General features: G+C 65.5%; 17 protein-coding genes. 12 read left to right on the top strand and 5 right to left on the bottom strand.

Annotated features, from left to right (window positions below):
• Position 1: 1 nt before the first annotated feature.
• From BLT66_RS18965 to BLT66_RS18985, 5 genes are read left to right on the top strand one after another with little or no spacing between them, the layout of a single operon-like run.
• Complete coding sequence (locus BLT66_RS18965; RefSeq protein ID WP_092760038.1) at positions 2-316, top strand: hypothetical protein; 315 nt, start codon at positions 2-4, stop codon at positions 314-316.
• Complete coding sequence (locus BLT66_RS18970) at positions 313-1155, top strand: HDOD domain-containing protein (RefSeq protein ID WP_092760040.1); 843 nt, start codon at positions 313-315, stop codon at positions 1153-1155. The genes BLT66_RS18965 and BLT66_RS18970 overlap by 4 nt, the downstream gene beginning before the upstream one ends.
• A gap of 10 nt (positions 1156-1165) precedes the next feature.
• Positions 1166-2104: an ATP-binding protein gene (locus BLT66_RS18975; RefSeq protein WP_255407007.1), complete on the top strand. Its 939-nt coding sequence runs from the start codon at positions 1166-1168 to the stop codon at positions 2102-2104.
• Between the two features lie 12 nt (positions 2105-2116).
• Positions 2117-3457, top strand: a complete 1341-nt coding sequence (locus BLT66_RS18980; protein WP_092760044.1) for a response regulator c-di-GMP phosphodiesterase, NosR family — start codon at positions 2117-2119, stop codon at positions 3455-3457.
• Positions 3457-3999: a response regulator gene (locus tag BLT66_RS18985; RefSeq protein ID WP_176955102.1), complete on the top strand. Its 543-nt coding sequence runs from the start codon at positions 3457-3459 to the stop codon at positions 3997-3999. Before BLT66_RS18980 ends, BLT66_RS18985 begins: the two co-directional genes overlap by 1 nt.
• Before the next feature lie 7 nt (positions 4000-4006).
• Here BLT66_RS18985 and BLT66_RS18990 read toward each other — a convergent pair whose 3' ends face one another.
• A complete protein-coding gene (locus BLT66_RS18990) occupies positions 4007-5242 on the bottom strand; it encodes an HD-GYP domain-containing protein (protein ID WP_092760048.1) in 1236 nt (411 codons plus the stop codon).
• A gap of 168 nt (positions 5243-5410) precedes the next feature.
• Between BLT66_RS18990 and recG the strand changes: the two genes are divergently transcribed.
• Complete coding sequence (recG, locus tag BLT66_RS18995) at positions 5411-7504, top strand: ATP-dependent DNA helicase RecG (protein ID WP_092760050.1); 2094 nt, start codon at positions 5411-5413, stop codon at positions 7502-7504.
• A 3-nt stretch (positions 7505-7507) separates the two neighbouring features.
• Here recG and BLT66_RS19000 read toward each other — a convergent pair whose 3' ends face one another.
• Both BLT66_RS19000 and BLT66_RS19005 read right to left on the bottom strand, forming a co-directional pair.
• Positions 7508-8746 (bottom strand): HD-GYP domain-containing protein, encoded by a 1239-nt coding sequence (locus tag BLT66_RS19000; protein WP_092760052.1) that lies wholly within the window; start codon positions 8744-8746, stop codon positions 7508-7510.
• Positions 8747-8875: 129 nt separating this feature from the next.
• Positions 8876-9940: an alpha/beta hydrolase family protein gene (locus tag BLT66_RS19005; RefSeq protein ID WP_176955103.1), complete on the bottom strand. Its 1065-nt coding sequence runs from the start codon at positions 9938-9940 to the stop codon at positions 8876-8878.
• A gap of 165 nt (positions 9941-10105) precedes the next feature.
• Here BLT66_RS19005 and BLT66_RS19010 point away from each other — a divergent pair, with 165 nt between their 5' ends.
• The 4 genes from BLT66_RS19010 to BLT66_RS19025 all read left to right on the top strand — a co-directional run bounded on the left by BLT66_RS19010 (position 10106) and on the right by BLT66_RS19025 (position 14063).
• The gene (locus tag BLT66_RS19010) at positions 10106-11140 is read left to right on the top strand and encodes a helix-turn-helix domain-containing protein (protein WP_176955104.1); all 1035 of its coding nucleotides are present in this window, start codon (positions 10106-10108) and stop codon (positions 11138-11140) included.
• 76 nt (positions 11141-11216) lie between these two features.
• The gene (locus BLT66_RS19015) at positions 11217-12170 is read left to right on the top strand and encodes a LysR substrate-binding domain-containing protein (protein WP_092760058.1); all 954 of its coding nucleotides are present in this window, start codon (positions 11217-11219) and stop codon (positions 12168-12170) included.
• A 17-nt stretch (positions 12171-12187) separates the two neighbouring features.
• Entirely contained in the window at positions 12188-13075 is an 888-nt protein-coding gene (locus BLT66_RS19020; RefSeq protein ID WP_092760665.1) for a Dyp-type peroxidase, read from the top strand.
• A gap of 64 nt (positions 13076-13139) precedes the next feature.
• On the top strand, positions 13140-14063 hold the full coding sequence (locus tag BLT66_RS19025) for a 4-hydroxybenzoate octaprenyltransferase (RefSeq protein WP_092760060.1): 924 nt from the start codon (positions 13140-13142) through the stop codon (positions 14061-14063).
• Here BLT66_RS19025 and BLT66_RS19030 read toward each other — a convergent pair.
• Together BLT66_RS19030 and BLT66_RS19035 are read right to left on the bottom strand one after the other, a co-directional pair.
• Positions 14048-14398, bottom strand: coding sequence for a TfoX/Sxy family protein (locus BLT66_RS19030; protein WP_092760062.1), 351 nt, complete (start codon positions 14396-14398; stop codon positions 14048-14050). The two genes, BLT66_RS19025 and BLT66_RS19030, sit on opposite strands and share 16 nt — an antisense overlap.
• Before the next feature lie 2 nt (positions 14399-14400).
• Positions 14401-15360 carry a helix-turn-helix transcriptional regulator gene (locus BLT66_RS19035; RefSeq protein WP_218922636.1) on the bottom strand — a complete coding sequence of 320 codons (960 nt, stop codon included), beginning with the start codon at positions 15358-15360 and terminating at the stop codon, positions 14401-14403.
• Positions 15361-15553: 193 nt separating this feature from the next.
• On the opposite strand from BLT66_RS19035, the gene BLT66_RS19040 reads away from it, so the two are divergent.
• Positions 15554-17245, top strand: a complete 1692-nt coding sequence (locus BLT66_RS19040) for a glycoside hydrolase family 13 protein (RefSeq protein WP_092760064.1) — start codon at positions 15554-15556, stop codon at positions 17243-17245.
• Positions 17246-17275: 30 nt separating this feature from the next.
• Positions 17276-18547: an ABC transporter substrate-binding protein gene (locus BLT66_RS19045; RefSeq protein ID WP_218922637.1), complete on the top strand. Its 1272-nt coding sequence runs from the start codon at positions 17276-17278 to the stop codon at positions 18545-18547.
• Positions 18548-18564 lie beyond the last annotated feature (17 nt).

Raw genomic sequence — 18564 nt, forward strand, 5'->3', positions numbered from 1 at the left:
CATGCATAAAACCACGGTTGCCATCGAGGACGTGCTGGATGCAGCGGTGCTGGCCGAGCCGGTGCTGGACGTGCACCAGCAGGTGCTGCTGTCTGCGGGTACGCTGCTCACGCCGGCCAGGCTGGACAGCCTGCGGCAACGGGGTGTTACCAGCCTGGTGGTTGTGGCCGCCGCGCCGGATGCCTCGGAGTTGTTGGCGCAGCAAGCGCACACCGACGAGCGTTTGCAATACCTGTTTCGGCATGCGCTGCAAGCCGGCCAGGTCAACCCCTTGCTGCATATGGTGGCACGCTATCGGCAGGGAGCTAGCCCATGACCAGCTTGTCTACCCAGGAGATTCTGCGCAGCGCGCGCGATCTGCCGGCCTTACCGGCGATCGTGATGGAGCTGATCCAGTGCATGGGCGATCCGCATGCCAATATGGAGCAGCTGGCGGTGAAGATTTCGCACGACCAGGCCTTGGCGTCCAAGACCTTGCGGCTGGCCAATTCCTCGTTTTACGGCTTGTCGCGCCAGGTGACTTCGATTGCCGAAGCGACCACGATTCTCGGGCTGCGCACCTTGCGCAGCATCGCCACGGCCGCCGGCCTGGTGGGCGGCTTTCCGCGGCCGGAGGGATCGAGTTTTGACTTCGCCGCGTTCTGGCGCCATTCCATCGGTACCGCCTTGTGCGCCCGCTCTGTAGCGCAGGCGGCGCGGCTGGACGAGGACGCCGCGTTTACCTTGGGCCTGCTGCACGACATCGGGCGGCTGGTGCTGGCCACGCACTACAGCGCCCAATACGGTGCGGCCATGGCCTACCGGCGCGAGCAGGACTGCCTGAACCTGGCGGCCGAGCAGCACATTCTGGGTACCGACCACACCGTGGTCGGCGGGCTGATTGCCGAGCACTGGAACTTTTCGCCGACCATCGTGGCCGCGATCGTCGGGCACCACCACCCACCCGAGACGCCGGAGAAAAGCCTGACCGATGTGGTCCACGTGGCCGACAACATCGCGCATGCGATGGACTTGTCGCACCAGGACGGCGACATGGTGCCGGCGCTGTCCCTGCCGGCCTGGTCCCGGCTGGGGCTGGGCGAAAGTGCTTATGCCCAGGTGTTCCATGCCACCGAGCAGCAGTACGAGTCCGTCTGCCAGATCCTTTTAACGTAGGAGCCATGCCTTGAACACGACAAGCAATCCCGCTGCATCCACCGCACCGGATGTGGGCGAAAGCCTCACCGGCGACCAGGTGAAGGAGCTGCTGCGTGCCAACGAGGAGCTGAAGCAGCTCAACGCACGGCTCTCGGATGCCCAAGACAAGCTGATGCAGTCCGAAAAACTGGCCTCCATCGGCCAGTTGGCGGCGGGCGTGGCGCACGAGATCAACAACCCCATCGGCTTCATCTTCTCCAACTTCGGCACGCTGGAGCGCTACCTTGACGACCTGTTCCAGATGCTGTCGGCCTACGAGCAGGCCGAACCCGCGCTGGCTGGCACCCCGGTAGGCGCACAGCTCAAAGCCCTGCGCGAGAAAGTGGAGCTGGATTTCCTGAAGGAAGACATCCCCTCGCTGATGAACGAGTCCAAGGACGGCATCACCCGGGTGCGCAACATCGTGCAGAACCTGAAGGACTTCTCGCGCGTGGACACCTCGCAGGAATGGGTGTCGGCCGACCTGCACCACGGCATTTCGTCCACCCTGAACATCGTCAACAACGAGATCAAGTACAAGGCCGACGTGGTGAAAGAGTTTGGCGAAATCCCGGACATCGAATGCCTGCCGTCCGAACTCAACCAGGTGTTCATGAACCTGCTGGTCAACGCAGCCCATTCCATCCAGGCCGAGCGGGGCCTGATCACCATCCGCACCGGCACCGAAGGCGATACGGTATGGGTTGATGTAGAAGACAACGGCGGCGGTATCGCCAAAGAGAACCTGGGCCGGATTTTTGACCCCTTCTTCACCACCAAGGCGGTGGGCAAGGGCACGGGCCTGGGCTTGTCGCTGTCGTATGGCATCGTCAAAAAGCATTTTGGCCAGATCGATGTGTTCAGCGAAGTCGGTGTGGGCACCCGTTTCCGGGTGAGCCTGCCGGTGCAACACCCCAAAGAGGACTGAGCCGTGGCATCTATGTTGGACAGCGAAGTACCTGCACCCTTGGCCGATGGCCTGGCTGCCGAGCCGCCGGCCGCCCACGTATACCGCGTCATGTGCGTGGACGACGAGCCGAACATCGTGGCCGCCTTGCGCCGCTTGTTCCGGGGTACCGGCTACAGCGTGGTCACCGCCACCAGCGGCGCTGAGGCCCTGGAGCTGATGGCGCAGCAGCCGGTGGATCTGCTGATCTCGGACATGCGCATGCCCGGCATGGACGGCGCCCAGCTGCTGGAGCAGGTGCGCTCGCGCTGGCCCGACACGGTGCGGGTGCTGCTCACCGGCTATGCCGACATCAAGTCGACGATTGCCGCCATCAACAGCGGCGAGGTGTACCGCTACATCACCAAACCCTGGGACGACGCCGAGATTCTGGGTACCGCCCGGCAGGTTTTCGAGCGCCAGGCCCTGGAGCGCGAGAAGCACCGCTTGGAGGCCTTGCTCCAGGTCAAGAACGCCGAGCTGCTGGCGCTCAATAGCAGCCTGGAAGAGAAAGTGCAGGCCCGTACCAGCGAGCTGTCGCTGCTGACGCAAAAGTTGAAGAAGAACTACCTGACCTCGATCAAGGTCTTCTCCAACCTGATGGAGTGGCGCGGCGGCAGTTTGTCGGGCCACGCGCGGCGGGTGGTGGATCTCACGCGCCGCACCGGGCGCTCCATGGGCCTGGTCGAGGCAGAGCAGCAAGACCTCTTCATTGCCAGCCTGATGCACGACATCGGCCAGATCAGTTTGTCCGACCACATCCTCGCGCGGCCGGTAGGCCGGCTGACCGAGGACGAGCTGGTGCTGTACCGCAAGCATCCGGTGCTGGGCGAGCAGGCATTGATGCCGCTGGAGGACATGCAAGGTGTGGCGGCCCTGATCCGCTCGCACCATGAACGCCACGATGGCCATGGCTACCCGGACGGCCTGGTGGGCGATGCCATCCCTGTGGGCGCGCGGATTCTGGCTGTGGCTGACACCTATGACGACTTGCTGCATGGGCATCTGAGTTCCGGCAATCTGGGCGCCGCCGATGCGCGGGCCATGATTGCGCGCGGGCGCGGCACGCAGTTCCACCCCGAGGTGGTGGATGTTTTCTTGCAGGTGCTGCTCGAAGCCGCCGTCGCGGTAGAGGCCCCGTCGGTGATGACCGACATCAAGGACCTGCGCTCCGGCATGGCGCTGGCCACCGACCTGGTGTCCGCCGAAGGGGTGGTGCTGCTGGCGGCCGACCATGTGCTGTCGGCCGACCTGATCCGGCGCATACAGCTGCGCGAGGGCCGCGAGGGCATGCCCTTGAAGCTACCGATCAAAAAATCGTCTTGGAGGCCATGATGCAACGTATCTTGCTGCTGGATGATGAGGACCATGTGCTGTCGGCGCTCAAGCGCGTGCTGCGCTCGAGTTTTGGGGCTGCGTTGGTGGTCGAAACCACCGTTGACCCTGAGGTCGCGCTGGCCCGGCTCAAGCAGGTGCCGTTTGACGTGGTGGTTTCCGACTACCGCATGCCTTTGATCACCGGCACCGAGTTTCTGGGTCTGGTGCGCTACATCCAGCCGCAGGCCGTGCGGATGATTCTCAGCGCCACCTCGGATTTCGAAACCCTGATGCGGGCCGTCAACGATGTGGAAATCTTTCGCTACGTCATGAAGCCCTGGGACGAGAAGGATTTCACCGACCACATCCGCCAGGCGTTGGAACGCGCTGCCCATCTGCGGCACCAGAGCGAGATGGCCGATGTCGGGCGGCAGCAGTTTGGCAGTGTGACCGCGGCCGAGCTGGAGGCGCGCCGCCTGGAAGCCATGGAGCCCGGCATCACCCGGGTGGCCTGGGGGCCGGACGGCGAGGTGCTGGAGCCGCCGCCGGACAAGTCCTGAGCGTGCGTCAGGCGAGCGGCGCCATGCCCGACCATAGCTCGTTCAGGTCCGGGAAGCGCCAGGTTTCCGGGTCTTCGCGCCCTATGATCTTCTCCTTGCAGCCCGTGGCAGCCAGGTCGATCACCTGGGGTGGGATGCGCATGTCGGCTTTGGTCGAGAAAAACACCTTGACCAGGGGCTTGAGCAGGGTGGCGGCATTCTGCTCGACGACCACGCCAATGCGCCCCGACGTCAGCCGCACCAGCGAACCCGTGGGGTAGATGCCCAGGCTTTTCACAAAGGCCTGGAACACCTGGGCGTCCAGATGGCCGTTGGTCCATTCGGCCATGCGCTTCAGGGATTCGGCCGGGTCCCAGCCCTTCTTATACGGCCGGTTGGAGGTGATGGCGTCGTAGACATCGCAGACCGCGCCCATCTTGGCGTAGAGGCTGATTTCTTCGTCTTTTTGCCGCTGCGGGTAGCCGGTGCCATCGGTTTTCTCGTGGTGGTGCAGCACCACGTCCAGCACGATGGGGTCCAGCACCTGGCCTTCGACCAGCAGCTTGTGGCCTTGCGCGGGGTGTGACTGGATGATGGCAAATTCAGCATCGGTCAGCTTGCCGGGCTTGTTCAGCACCTCCATGGGCATCATGGCCTTGCCCAGGTCGTGCAGCAGGCCGGCCAGCCCCATGGAGCGGGTCTGGGCCTCGTCCAGCTCGAGGCGGCGCGCCAGCGCCACCATCAGTGCGCATACCGCCACCGAATGCATGTAGGTGTAGTCGTCGGCGGTCTTGAGGCGGGCCAGGTTGATCATGGCTTCGTGGTTGCGCAGCATCGAATCCGAGATCTCCTGCACCATGTGCGAGGCCAGCTCGGTATCCACGGTCTTGCCCATGCGCGCTTCCTGCAGCATGGTCATGATCGCCCGCTTGGACTTGACGCAAATCTCCGCGGCGCGCTTGTATTCGGCTGCCAGCGAGGTGGGTTGGGTGTCGGAGGGCACGGCCTCGGCGGCGTGCACTTCCTGCTGCACGGCGGCCAGCGACTCGGTTTGTGCCAGGGCCGGGGTGTCGGCAGCCAGGTCCTTGCCCTTGCTGGTGTCGATCCAGACCTCCTGGATGCTGCTGGCCAGAATCAGCGCTATGTCCTGGGGGTCGGTCAGCACAAAGTGGTTGCGCCAGAACGGGTGCTCCATCCAGGGGCCGCAAAAACCGTCGATATGCATGCCCAAAGTGAGCTGTTGAACGTGGATTCGTTTAAGCATGTTGCGCTGCGTTAAATAGAGCAAGCCTGGGCGGGCCAAATGCACGTTAGTACAAGTTTTTACATAGTATGACGTAGGAAGCCGCGTTTACCGCCGCTAAATGTGGCGAATCAGGGGGCTTTCTGCCCCGTGCTGGCGGATCGGCACAACAAGGCAAAATCCGCCCCCATGGCCGCACCTCCGCCCAAGCTCAACCCCGCCCAGAAAGCCCTGCTCAAAATGGGTTTGCGGCGCGACATCGACCTGGCCCTGCATCTGCCGTTGCGCTACGAGGACGAAACCCGCATCACCCGCCTGGCCGATGCGCGCGAGGGCGAAACCGTGCAGATCGAGGCCTTGGTGACGCACAGCGAGGTCACGCTGCACGGCCGCCGCCAGCTGGTGGTGACGGTAGACGACGGCAGCGACACCTGCCAGCTGCGTTTCTTCAGCTTCTATCCCTCGCACCAGAAGACCCTGGCCGTGGGGGCGCGGCTGCGGGTGCGTGGCGAGGTCAAGGGCGGTTTCCTGGGCCGGCAGATGCTGCACCCGGTGTTCAAGCTGGCCGGTGGCGACTTGCCGACGGCGCTGACCCCGGTGTATCCCAGCGTCGCCGGGCTGCCCCAGGCCTATCTGCGTCGCGCCGTGCTGGGCGGCCTGCAGCGCGCCCCGCTGAGCGAAACCCTGCCGCCCGGCTACCCGCCCTACAACCCCGCATATTTAGATAAAACCGGGCTGCAGCGCAATTACAGCCTGCGCGAGGCGCTATCTTTTTTGCACCACCCCGCGCCCAATGTGTCGCTGGCCGCGCTGGAAGACCGCAGCCACCCGGCCTGGCAGCGGCTGAAGGCCGAGGAACTGCTGGCCCAGCAGCTGTCGCAGCTGCAGGCCAAGCGCGAGCGCGACCGGCTGCAGGCCCCGCCCCTGGTCGCGCTCCCCGGCGCCAGCCTGCGCGAGGGCCTGCTGGCCGCGCTGCCGTTCGCGCTGACGGCGGCGCAAGAGAGGGTTGGCCAGGAGATCGCCGCCGACCTGGCCTTGCCGATTCCCATGAACCGCCTGCTGCAGGGCGATGTGGGCTCCGGCAAAACCGTGGTCGCCGCACTGGCCGCCTGCACCGCCATCGACGCCGGCTGGCAGTGCGCGCTGATGGCGCCCACCGAAATCCTGGCCGACCAGCATTTCCGCAAACTGGTCGGCTGGCTGGAGCCATTGCTGGCGCCGCTAGGCAAATGCGTGGCCTGGCTCACCGGCAGCCAGAAGACCAAGCAGCGCCGCGAGATGCTGGAGAAGATCGCCAGCGGCGAGGCCGCGTTGGTGGTCGGCACGCACGCGGTGATCCAGGAGAAAGTGGTGTTCCAAAACCTGGCGCTGGCCTTGATCGACGAGCAGCACCGCTTTGGTGTGGCCCAGCGGCTGGCGCTGCGCAGCAAGCTGGTCGATGGCGCGCTGGAGCCGCATCTGCTGATGATGACGGCCACGCCGATTCCGCGCACCCTGGCCATGAGCTACTACGCCGACCTCGACGTATCCACCATCGACGAGCTGCCGCCGGGACGCACACCCATCGTCACCAAGGTCATCAACGACGCCCGGCGGGACGAGGTGATAGAGCGCATCCGCGCCCAGATCGACGAGGGCCGGCAGATTTACTGGGTCTGCCCGCTGATCGAGGAAAGCGAGGCGCTGGACCTGGTCAACGCCACCCAAACCCATGCCGACCTGAGCGAAGCCCTGCCCGGCGTGCTGATTGGCCTGCTGCATTCGCGCATGGCAGTGGCCGAGAAAAAGGCGGTGATGGGCTTGTTCACCGACGGCGTGATGGGTGTGCTGGTCAGCACCACGGTGATCGAGGTCGGGGTCGACGTGCCGAATGCCTCGCTGATGGTGATCGAGCATGCCGAGCGCTTTGGCCTGAGCCAGCTGCACCAGCTGCGCGGCCGGGTGGGCCGTGGCGCGGCGGCCTCGGCCTGCGTGCTGCTGTACTCCACCGGCGATGCACCGCGGCTGGGCGAGATCGCCCGGGCCCGGCTGAAGGCCATGGCCGAGACCAACGACGGCTTCGAGATCGCCCGCCGCGACCTGGAGATCCGCGGCCCGGGTGAGTTTTTGGGCGCGCGCCAGTCGGGTGCGCCGCTGCTGCGCTTTGCCGATCTGGAGACCGATACCGAGCTGCTGGAATGGGCGCGCGAACTGGCGCCGCAGATGCTGGACCGCTACCCGGCGCTGGCCGAGCAGCATGTACTGCGTTGGTTGGGCGGCAAAGCCGAGTACCTGAAAGCCTAGGGCCTACCAGCTGCTGGGCTCGAAGCCCGACCACAGCGGGTTCAGGTCGGGGAACTTCCAGACCTGCGGGTCTTCGCGGTTGGTGATCTTTTCCTTGCACTCGGGCAGGGCCAGGTTGATCAGCACCGGCGGGATGCGCATGTCGGACTTGGTGGAGAAGAACACCTTGACCACCGGCTTCAGCAGCGCGCGCGGGTTCTGCGCGGTGACCACGCCGATGCGCCCCGACGACAGCCGCACCAGCGAGCCCGTGGGGTAGATGCCCACGCTTTTCACGAATGCCTGGAACACCTGGGCGTCCAGGTGGCCGCTGGTCCAGCCGGCCATCTTGCGCATGGCTTCCGACGGGTCCCAGCCTTTTTTGTACGGCCGGTCGGAGGTGATGGCGTCGTACACATCGCAGATCGCACCCATGCGGGCGAACAGGCTGATGTCCTCGCCCTTCAGGCCGGCGGGGTAGCCTGTGCCATCGGTCTTCTCGTGGTGGTGCAGCACGATGTCCAGCACCATGGCGTCGAGCGTGGGGTCGTCGACCAGCATGTCGTAGCCCTGCACCGGGTGGGCTTTGATGATGTCGAACTCGGCGTCGGTCAGCTTGGCCGGTTTGTTCAGCACCTCGGTCGGCGTCAAGGCCTTGCCCAGGTCGTGCAGCAGGCCGCCCATGCCGGCGATCTTGGTTTGATCTGCGTCCAGCTGCAGCTGCAAGGCCAGCGAAACCATCAGCGCGGACACCGCCACCGAGTGCATATAGGTGTAGTTGTCGGCGGTTTTGAGCCGGGCCAGGCTGATCATCGCGTCGGGGTTGCGCTGCACCGAGTCCGAGATTTCCTGCACCAGCAGATTGGCCAGCTCGGTGTTCACCGGCTGGCCCGCGCGCGCCGAGTCGAACATGGCCATCACCGCCTGCTTGGACTTGGCGCAGATGCGGCTGGCCCGCGCGTATTCGACCGCAGCGGTGGTCGGGGTGGTGTCGCGCGCCGGGGCTTCGACCTGCAGAATCTCCTGCGCAATCGCCTCGGCCGAGGTGGTCTGGGCCAGGGGCTCGACACCTGGCGGCACATCCAGGCCCTTGGTGGTGTCGATCCACACTTCCAGCACGCTGCTGGCCAGCACGCGCTCAATATCCTTGGGGTCGCTGAGTACGAAGTGGTTGCGCCAGAACGGATGGTCCATCCAGGGGGCGCAGAACCCGTCGATGTGCATCCCGAGGGTGAGCTGTTGAACGCTGATTCGTTTAAGCATGGGGTGGGAGGCAAAGGACCAGGGCGTAGTATGGCCCAGGAAGCTACGTTCGCTTACACATCCAACGGCGCAGGCCTGCGTACTTTAGATGAAAAAAGCCGCTGCCGCACATCCCACCTGCGTAAAGCGCTATGGTTTTTGAGGTTCTTGGGGTGGCATAAGCGCTGCCAGGCCGGTAAGAATGGTCTGCACCAGCTCCGCGTGGATCTCGGCCCGGGGCCGGCCGCCACCGTCTTCGCACACCGGGTCGAACTCGCCTTCTTCGGCCAGCAGGGCGGCCCCGTTCGGCTTGCACACCCCCAGAAAGCTGAAATGGGTGGCATCGGGCACGAAGGCATAGCGGCTTGCCGGCACCAAGGGCGCAAGCCGGGTTGCATCTACCGCCAGCGGTAGCTGGCCGGGCCGGCCCAGGTTGATGAACTGCACCGGCACGCCCATGCTGCGCAGGCTGGCCGCATCGAAGGCCTGGGCCAGGCCCGGGTCCACGGCCACCACGGCGCGGATCCGCGGGTCCACGTGCAATTGTTCAAAGCGGCTGGCGTCTACGCGCTGCAGATCGACCCCGCCGCGCGCGAACCACGGGCATTCGTTGATCACCGTGCCCGGCGGCACCGGCGTGGCGCAGTAGCGTATGTAGTCGGCCAAGCGGACCTGGGCGCCGGCCAGTGCCAGGGCGGTGTAGCCGCCTAGCGAAAAGCCCAGCACGGCGATGCGCTGCGGCGCAATCCGGGCCTGCCAGTCGGGGTGGGCTAGCAGGGCGCTGGTGACGGCCGACAGGTCGGCCGGCCGCTGCCAGATCTGCACTGTGGTGGCCGGCGTGGAGTCGCCGGTGGTGCTGCCGAGGTGGTTCGGCGCCGCCACGATATAGCCCTGCTGTGCGAGTTGTGTGGCGAGCCAGCCCAGGCCGATGGCATTGCCGCCCGAGCCGTGCGATAGCAGCAGCAGCGGATGCCGGCCCGGCGCCGGCAGTGCATCCCAGCGCGCCGGGCTGCCGTAGAAAAGCCGATTGGCGCCCACCATCTGAGTCCGACCGCCAGCTTCGGCCGGGTACCAGAGCACGACCTGCAGCGGGCTGCCGCGGTGCGCAGCCGGCAGCAGCAGCTGCTGGATGCCGGGGCCGTCTTGCGCCCAGGCGCTGGTGGTGGATACGCAAAGGCTGGCCAGAGCCAGAAAAATAGAGCAAAGCAAGCGCATGGAAACTCCTGTGTCAAAAATACGCCGGATGGCGGGAAAGGCATGGCCGAGAATGCCGACTCCCGCGCGCCTTGGCGCCCTGCAACCGGATACAGGCCGTCCTCGAACACGATCCAGGCCCTTGTCTCGCTCCTTTGTCGCGCTTTCTATCTGCTGGTATTGCCCATGTTTTTCATTCCGCTTCCCTTCATCGTGGCCCTGGTGCTGGTGTTCTTGCTTGCGCAGATGACCTGGCGCCAGGGCGTGGTGGTGCTGGCCAACCAGCGCTTCCGCCTGCTGCTGGGCGGCTACGCGCTGCTGTCGGTGCTGGTGGGCCTGCGCTGGGGCTACGGCATCAAGCTGCTGCTGCCGCTGCAGGCCACGCTGGCGGTCAGCCTCGCGCCCTGGGCCCTGCGCTGCTACCAGACCCTGGCGCAGGACGCCGCGGCCTCGCCCTGGCAGAAGCTGCACGCGCTGCCGGCGCTGGGCGTGCTGGCGATGATCGCCTGGTGGCCGCAGGCCATCGATGCGGCCGTGGTGCTGGTCTACCTGGGCTACGGCCTGGCCATACTGCGGCTGGCGCGGCGCGGGCCGGATGCGCTGGGGGTGGCGCGGCTCGACCAGGCGCCGCTGGTGCACCGCATGCTGCAGGCGACCGCGGTGTCGCTGCTGCTGTCGGCGCTGGTCGATGCGTTTATCGCCTGGGACATGGTGAGTACCGGTGGCCGCTACAGCGCGCTGTTGCTGGGCAGCTTCGAGCTGTTCTTGCTGTTGCTCTGGGGCTACGCGGCCTCGGTGGCAGCAGACAGCCTGCCCGACCAGGCCACGCCGCCGGCCGAGGCGGTTGAAGCAGTTGTGGAAGCCGCACCCGCCGCCCCACTGGCCGACGACCAGCGCACCGTGGCCGTGCTGCAGCAGCTGCTGCAGGACCAGCGCCTGTACCTGGAGCCGGACCTGAGCCTGATCCGCCTGGCGCGCAAGAGCGGCATCCCGGCGCGGCAGATTTCGGCCGCCATCAACCGGGTCGAGGGCAAGAACGTCTCGCAGTACGTCAACGACTTCCGTATCCAGCACGCCTGTGATCTGCTGCGCAGCAGCCCGCAGACCGTGGCCGAGGCCATGCTGGCCAGCGGCTTCCAGACCAAGTCGAATTTCCAGCGCGAGTTCCGCCGCGTTACCGGCACCACGCCGGCCCTGTGGCGGCAGCAGGGGGCGGGTTAAGAGAGTGGCGGGGATTGTGTCCACCGGAAACATCTGCCCCTCGCGCAACAGCATCCGCTAGGTAGACAATACGCCCATGACCCTCACTGAGCTGAAATACATCGTCGCCGTGGCCCGCGAGAAGCACTTTGGCAAAGCCGCCGAGGCCTGCTTTGTGTCGCAGCCCACCTTGTCGGTGGCCATCAAGAAGCTGGAAGAAGAGCTGGACTGCAAACTGTTCGAGCGCAGCGCCAACGAAGTCTCCATCACCCCGCTGGGCGAAGAAATCGTGCGCCAGGCGCAAAGCGTGCTGGAGCAGGCCGCCAGCATCAAGGAAATTGCCCAGCGCGGCAAAGACCCGCTGGGCGGCGCGCTGCGCCTGGGCATCATCTACACGATTGCGCCCTACCTGCTGCCCGACCTGGTCAAGCAGGTGATCAGCCGCACGCCGCAGATGCCGCTGATGCTGCAAGAGAACTTCACCGTCAAGCTGTTGGAAATGCTGCGCATGGGCGAGATCGACTGCGCCATCATGGCCGAGCCCTTCCCCGACACCGGCCTGGCCGTGGCCGCGCTCTACGACGAGCCCTTCATGGTCGCCGTGCCGACCTCGCATGCGCTGGCTTCGCAGGCCAGCGTCACCTCGGAACAGCTGAAGAACGAAACCCTGCTGCTGCTCGGCAACGGCCACTGCTTCCGCGACCATGTGCTCGAGGTGTGCCCCGAATTCGCGCGCTTCTCCAGCGGCGCCGAGGGCATACGCAAGAGCTTTGAAGGCTCGTCGCTGGAAACCATCAAGCACATGGTGGCCGCCGGCATGGGCATCACCCTGGTGCCGCAGCTCAGCGTGCCCAAATCTGCGCTGGCGGCCAAGCCGAAGCGCGGCCGCGACGATGACCCCTATGTGCGCTACCTGCCGTTCGACGGCGAGCCACCGATGCGCCGCGTGGTGCTGGCCTGGCGCCGCAGCTTTACCCGTTACGAGGCGATTGCCGCACTGCGCAACGCCATCTATGCCTGCGAACTGCCGGGCGTGAAACGCTTATCTTGAAAACGATGGAGAACCCTGTGGAATTTGCGCAAGCCGGCATTCTGGAATCTGTACCCGCCCATGGGCGCTATCTTTTCTTCTCGGTCACCGCCCAGGCCACGCCCGCGGTGCTGGGTTTCAGCCTGCAACGTCTGGCAGCGCTGGCCGACGGCCAGGCGGTAGTGGTCGGCCTGGGGGCGACGCTGGTGCAGACCCTGGAGGCTCGCGTGCCCGGCCTGCGCAGCATGCCCGACTTCTCCGGCCACGGCGTCCACGTGCCCAGCACCCCGCTGGCGCTGTGGTGCTGGCTGCGCGGCACAGCCCAGGGCGAGCTGGTGCTGCAGGCCCGCGCCATCGAAAAAGCCCTGGCCCCGGCCTTCCACCTGGACCGGGTGCTCGACGGCTTTCGCCACGGCGAGCCGGCGGCCGAGCATGGCCGGGACCTGACCGGCTTTGAAGACGGCACCGAAAACCCCGAGGGCGCCGAGGCCGTCGCTGCCGCACTGCAAGAGGACGGCTCCAGCTTCGTCGCCATCCAGCAGTGGGTGCACAACCTGGATGCTTTCGACGCACTCGGTACGGACGGTCAAAACAACGCCATGGGCCGGCGCATGTCCGACAACGAGGAGCTGGACGACGCGCCGATTTCCGCCCACGTGAAGCGCACCGCGCAAGAGAGCTTCAGCCCCGAAGCCTTTGTGCTGCGCCGCTCCATGCCCTGGGCCGTGGGCCACCAGTGCGGCCTGTTCTTCGTGGCCTTTGGCGCCACCCTGGATGCGTTCGAAGCCCAGATGCGCCGCATGGCCGGGCAGGAGGACGGCGTGGTCGATGCCACCTTCAGCTTCTCCAAGCCGGTCACCGGCGCCTACCTGTGGTGCCCGCCGGTGCTGCAGGGCAAGCTGGACTTGCGGCAACTCGGCCTGTAAGTTTTTACTACATAAATCATAGCTGCTGGCGCAGGCTCTACCTGCGCTAGTGGCCTGTTTGGCTATGAAATCTGTGCGTCTTTACCTGCAACTGATCCGCTGGGACCGGCCGGCCGGCTGGCTGCTGCTGCTTTGGCCCACGCTCAGCGCGCTGTGGGTGGCGGCCGGCGGCTTTCCGGGCTGGCATTTGTTGCTGGTGTTCACGCTCGGCACCATCCTGATGCGCAGCGCCGGCTGCTGCGTCAACGACGTGGCCGACCGCGAGTTCGACAAGCACGTGAAGCGCACGGCCCAGCGCCCGGTGACCAGCGGCGCGCTGTCGGTGGGGGCTGCACTGCGCTTTGGCGCGCTGCTGGCGATTGCCGCGTTTGCGCTGGTGCTGACCACCAATGCCGTCACCGTGGTCTGGTCGTTTGCCGCGCTGGCCGTGGCCCTGGTGTATCCGTATGCCAAGCGCTACGTGTCCATGCCGCAGGCCGTGTTGGGTGTGGCCTTCAGCTTCGGCATTCCTATGGCCTTCTCTGCCGTGCGGGGCGGCCCCGCCTGGCAGGTGTTCAGCGCCGCCGGCTGGGCGGGCTTCAGCCTGGCCGCCTGGTGGCAGAGCGTGCCGCCGTTGGCTTGGCTGCTGTTGCTGGGCAACCTGTTCTGGGTGCTGGCTTACGACACCGAATACGCGATGGTCGACCGCGACGACGACCTGAAGATCGGCATGAAGACATCGGCCATCACCCTGGGCCGCTTCGACGTGGTGGGCGTCATGGCCTTCTATGCGATTTACTTGCTGATTTGGCTGCTGGCGCTTGAACCATATGTGCAAGGCGCTATTTTTTACGTAGCAATCGGGGTGGCGGCGCTGCAGGCGCTGTGGCACTGGACCCTGATCCGCAACCGCCAGCGCGACGGTTGTTTCAAAGCCTTCCGCCTGAACCACTGGGTCGGGTTTGCGGTGTTTGTCGGCGTGGCCGGCGGCAGCTACGCTTTCGGCTGAGCTTTCTTCTTCGGCTTCGTTTTTGGCTTGGGTTCGGGCAGCGCGTGGGCCGTGACCTGCACCAGCTGGCACAGCCAGGTCGCGTCTTCCCACTGGTCGGCGGTGATGCGCCAATGCGGCCGAGCGCCAGGGAAGGGCGCGCCCTCTACGGCCTCGCCGATCAGGCGCTGGCCGGCATCGGTGGGCTTGAGGAACAGCTGGTTGTCGCACAGCAGCGCCACCGGCTTGCCCGCCAGGTAGACGCAGTATTCGCCAAACATGCGGCGCACCGACGCGGCACCGGTGGCGGCCAGTTGGTCGAGCAGAAATTCGGCGGTGCTGGGGTGGGTGGCCATGTTTACTCCAATGCCGGCATTGTGCTGCCCAGCTCGGCCTTGCGCTTGGCGCGCCACTGTTGCGGTGTAGCGCCGAACTGCTGGCGGAAGGTCTGGATGAAATAGCTGGGGGTGGCAAAGCCGCAGGCCCAGGCCACCTCTTTGCCCACAAGGTCGGTCTCTGCCAGCAGATGCGCGGCCCGCGCCATGCGCTGGCGGTTGATGTGGGCGATCAAATGCCCGCCGGTGGTCTGGCTGAACACGTGCGACAAATATTCGGGCGTGCACCCGGCCTGCGCGGCCAGCGCGGTGACGTTGAGCGCGTGGTCGCCCAGCTGGTTGTTGACCCACATGCGCACCCGGGCCACCAGCGGTGGCTCGGGCTGGGTGCGGGGCGCGGCATCGTCCAGCACCCGCAGCACGCCCGCGCAGGCGCTGGCCAGCAGGGCGCGCATCTGCAGGCGCGCACAGGCATCTTCGGCATCGCTGCCCAACGCAGCGGCGTCGGCCAGCCAGTCGTGGATGCGGGCAGCGTGCGGATGCTGGCGCGATTCCAGGTGGTCGACGCCGGGGCGGCCGGGTGTGGTCTCGGACGCCAGGTGGCAGGTGAGGGCGGTGCCGTCGGCATAGACCACCAGGTTGCTAAAAGTGCCCGAGATGGTCTCGGCATGCAGCATGCGCGGCGGCATCAGCAGGGCTTCGCCCGCGCCCAGCGCCAGCGGGCCGTGCGGCATCGTGAACTGGGTGCTGCCGCTGATTTGCAGGAACAGCTCGGGCACCAGGTGGAAGTGGCCCTCGCCGCGCAGGCTGCCGGCACTGCTGGCATCGGGGCCGCCGCAGGCGCGCACCGGCAGGCTGTCGGCCAGCAGGCTGGCCATGCTGTGGCGCAGATGCGCGCGCATGCGCAGGGCTTTTTCGGCACTGTTGCGGGCGGTTTCTGCCTCCAGGGCCTGCAGGCCCCGGCGCTCTGGTTTTTGTTGCATATACCAGGCATTAAAACCGGTTGCATCCGGCTATGCCAGAGGCAGTTAACCGTATTTACCCTTGGATGGGCGTTTTAACCTATCCCAGTTTTATTGCATAGCTTGCAGTTTTTTGGCAGTGGATTCGCTGGTGGTCAGCGCGGGCGGCTCCTAAACTTTCGGCAACCCAACAACCCCGAGAGAAGGAAGCGCAATGGCCCCAGCATGGTGGAAAAGCAGCGTGGTGTACCAGATCTACCCACGCAGTTTTTGCGACAGCAATGGCGACGGCATCGGCGATCTGCGCGGCATCACCAGCAAGCTGGATTACCTGCAGACCTTGGGGGTCGACGTGGTCTGGCTGTCGCCGATCTACCAGTCGCCCAACGACGATGGTGGCTACGACATCAGCGACTACCGGGCCATTGCGCCCGAGTTCGGCAGCATGGCCGACTTCGACCAGATGCTGGCGCAGATGCACCAGCGCGGCATCCGGCTGGTGATGGACCTGGTGGTGAACCACACCTCGGACGAACACCTGTGGTTCACCGAGGCCTGTCAATCCAAAGACAACCCCTACCGCGACTACTACATCTGGCGCGCCCCGGCGGCCGATGGCGGCCCACCCACGAATTGGGAGGCCGCGTTCTCCGGCTCGGCCTGGGAATTCCACGCGCCTACCGGCGAGTACTACCTGCATATGTTTTCCAAAAAACAGCCCGAGCTGAACTGGGAGAACCCGCAGGTGCGCGCCGAGGTGCATGGCCTGATGCGCTTCTGGCTGGACAAGGGCGTGGACGGTTTCCGCATGGATGTCATCAACATGATTTCCAAGACCTACGCGGCCGACGGCGGCCTGCAGAACGCGCCAGTGTTGCGGCCGGGCTTTTTGCAGCCCGCGTTCACCCTGGTCACCAACGGGCCGCGGCTGCTGGAGTTCTTGCAGGAAATGCGGCGCGAGGTGCTGGACCACTACGACATCATCACCGTCGGCGAAGCGCCCTGCACCACCATCCGCCAGGGCGTGGAGATCACCCACGAAGAGACCGGCGCGCTCAACATGCTGTTCCAGTTCGAGCACATGGACCTGGACGCCGTGCCCGGCCACGGCGAGGGCAAATGGGCGCTGAAGACGCTGGACCTGCGCGATCTGAAAGCCAGTCTCACGCGCTGGCAGGACGGCCTGGCCGGCCAGGGCTGGAACAGCCTGTACCTGGGCAACCACGACCAGCCGCGGCCGGTATCGCGCTTTGGTAACGACAGCACTTACCGCGTCGAATCCGCAAAGATGCTGGCCACCTTGCTGCACGGCATGCAGGGCACGCCCTACGTGTACCAGGGCGAAGAGCTGGGCATGACCAACAAGCCCTATGCGTCCGAGGCCGACTGCTACGACCTGGAGTCGATCAACATGTTCCGCACGGCCACGCAGGAGCGCGGTGTGCCGCCCGAGGTGGCCCTGCAAGCTATCCGCACCAAGGGCCGCGACAACGCCCGCACCCCCATGCAGTGGAACGCCAATGCCCATGCCGGCTTTACCACCGGCACGCCCTGGCAGCCGGTGAACCCCAACTACCCGCAGATACACAGCCAGGCGGCCTTGCTCGACACGAACTCGGTCTTCCACTACTACCGCCAGCTGATTGCCTTGCGCAAGGCCCAGCCGGTGCTGGTGCATGGCCGCTACGAGTTGCTGCTGGCCGACCACCATGAGGTCTACGCCTACCTGCGCACCCTGGGTGGCGAACGCTGGCTGGTGCTGTGCAACTTCTACGGCGGCACGCCGGTGCTGGACCTGCCGTACCAGGTGGCGCAGCGGGTGATTGCCAACTACCCGGCGGCAGGCAGCAGTCTGCACAACATGGTTTTGCGGCCTTTTGAAGCCGCGATATTTCGGTTGGAGTGAGTGGTTTTGAATAACTTTCAGGAGACAAAAATGAAATTGCAAAAGATGGTTTGGATGGGTGTGTGGGCATTCGGCGCGGCCAGCGCGCAGGCGGCGGGGGTGACTCTCACCATGTCCTGCAATTCGAGCGAGCAGGAGATCCAGTACTGCAAAAAAATGGCTGCCGAGTGGGGCGCCAAAACCGGCAACACGCTGGAGCTGCTGAGCATTCCGCAGTCGTCCAGCGACATCCTGGGCCTGTTCCGGCAGATGCTGGCCGGCAAGTCCGACAAGCTCGACGTGATGCAGATCGACGTGGTCTGGCCCGGCATTCTGAAAGACCAGCTGCTCGACCTCAAGCCCTATACCAACGGCGTGGAAAAGAACCATTTCCCGGCCATGGTGGCCAACAACACCGTGGGCGGCAAGCTGCTGGCCATGCCCTGGCTGACCGACGCCGGCGTGATGTTCTACCGCAAGGACTTGCTGGCCAAATACGGCGAAAAGCCGCCTACCACCTGGGCCGAGCTGACCGCCACCGCCAAGAAGGTGATGGACGCCGAGCGCAAGGCCGGCAATGCCGCCATGCAGGGCTTTGTGTTCCAGGCCAAGGCCTATGAGGGCCTGAGCTGCACCGGGCTGGAATGGGTGGCCAGCTTCGGCGGCGGCACCATCATTGACCGCACGGGCAAAACCACCATCAACAACCCCCAGGCCGCCAAGGCGCTGGACATGGCGGCCGGCTGGATCGGCACCATCGCGCCCCAGGGCGTGCTGAACTACGCCGAAGAAGAGGCGCGCGGCGTGTTCCAGAGCGGCAACGCCGTGTTCATGCGCAACTGGCCGTATGCCTGGGCGCTGGGCAACGGGGCCGACAGCGGCGTCAAGGGCAAAATCGGGGTCATCACCATGCCCAAGGGCGACGGCGCGGACAGCAGCGGCGCAGCCGCGCTGGGCGGCTGGCAAATGGCGGTCAGCAAATATTCCAAACACCCCAAGGAAGCGGCGGACCTGGTGCTGTACCTGACCAGCGAGGCAGTGCAAAAAGAGCGCGCCATCACCCTGGCCTCCAACCCCACCATCCCCAAGCTGTACCAGGACAAGGACATCCTGGCCGCCAATCCGTTCTACGGCGATTTGTTCGAGACGCTGAAGGTCGCCGTGCCCCGGCCGGCCACGGTGACCGGGGCCAAATACAACGAGGTTTCGGCCGCTTTCTGGAACGCCACGCACGAGGTGCTGTCGGGCAAGTCCACGGGCACGGCCAGCGTCAAGAAGCTGGAAGGCAAGATCGATGCGATCCGCCGCGGGCCCAGCTGGTAGCTCCTGAAAAGATAGCT

Origin of the sequence: Rhodoferax sp. OV413, assembly GCF_900104385.1 — a bacterium.
GTDB lineage: Bacteria > Pseudomonadota > Gammaproteobacteria > Burkholderiales > Burkholderiaceae_C > Rhodoferax_B.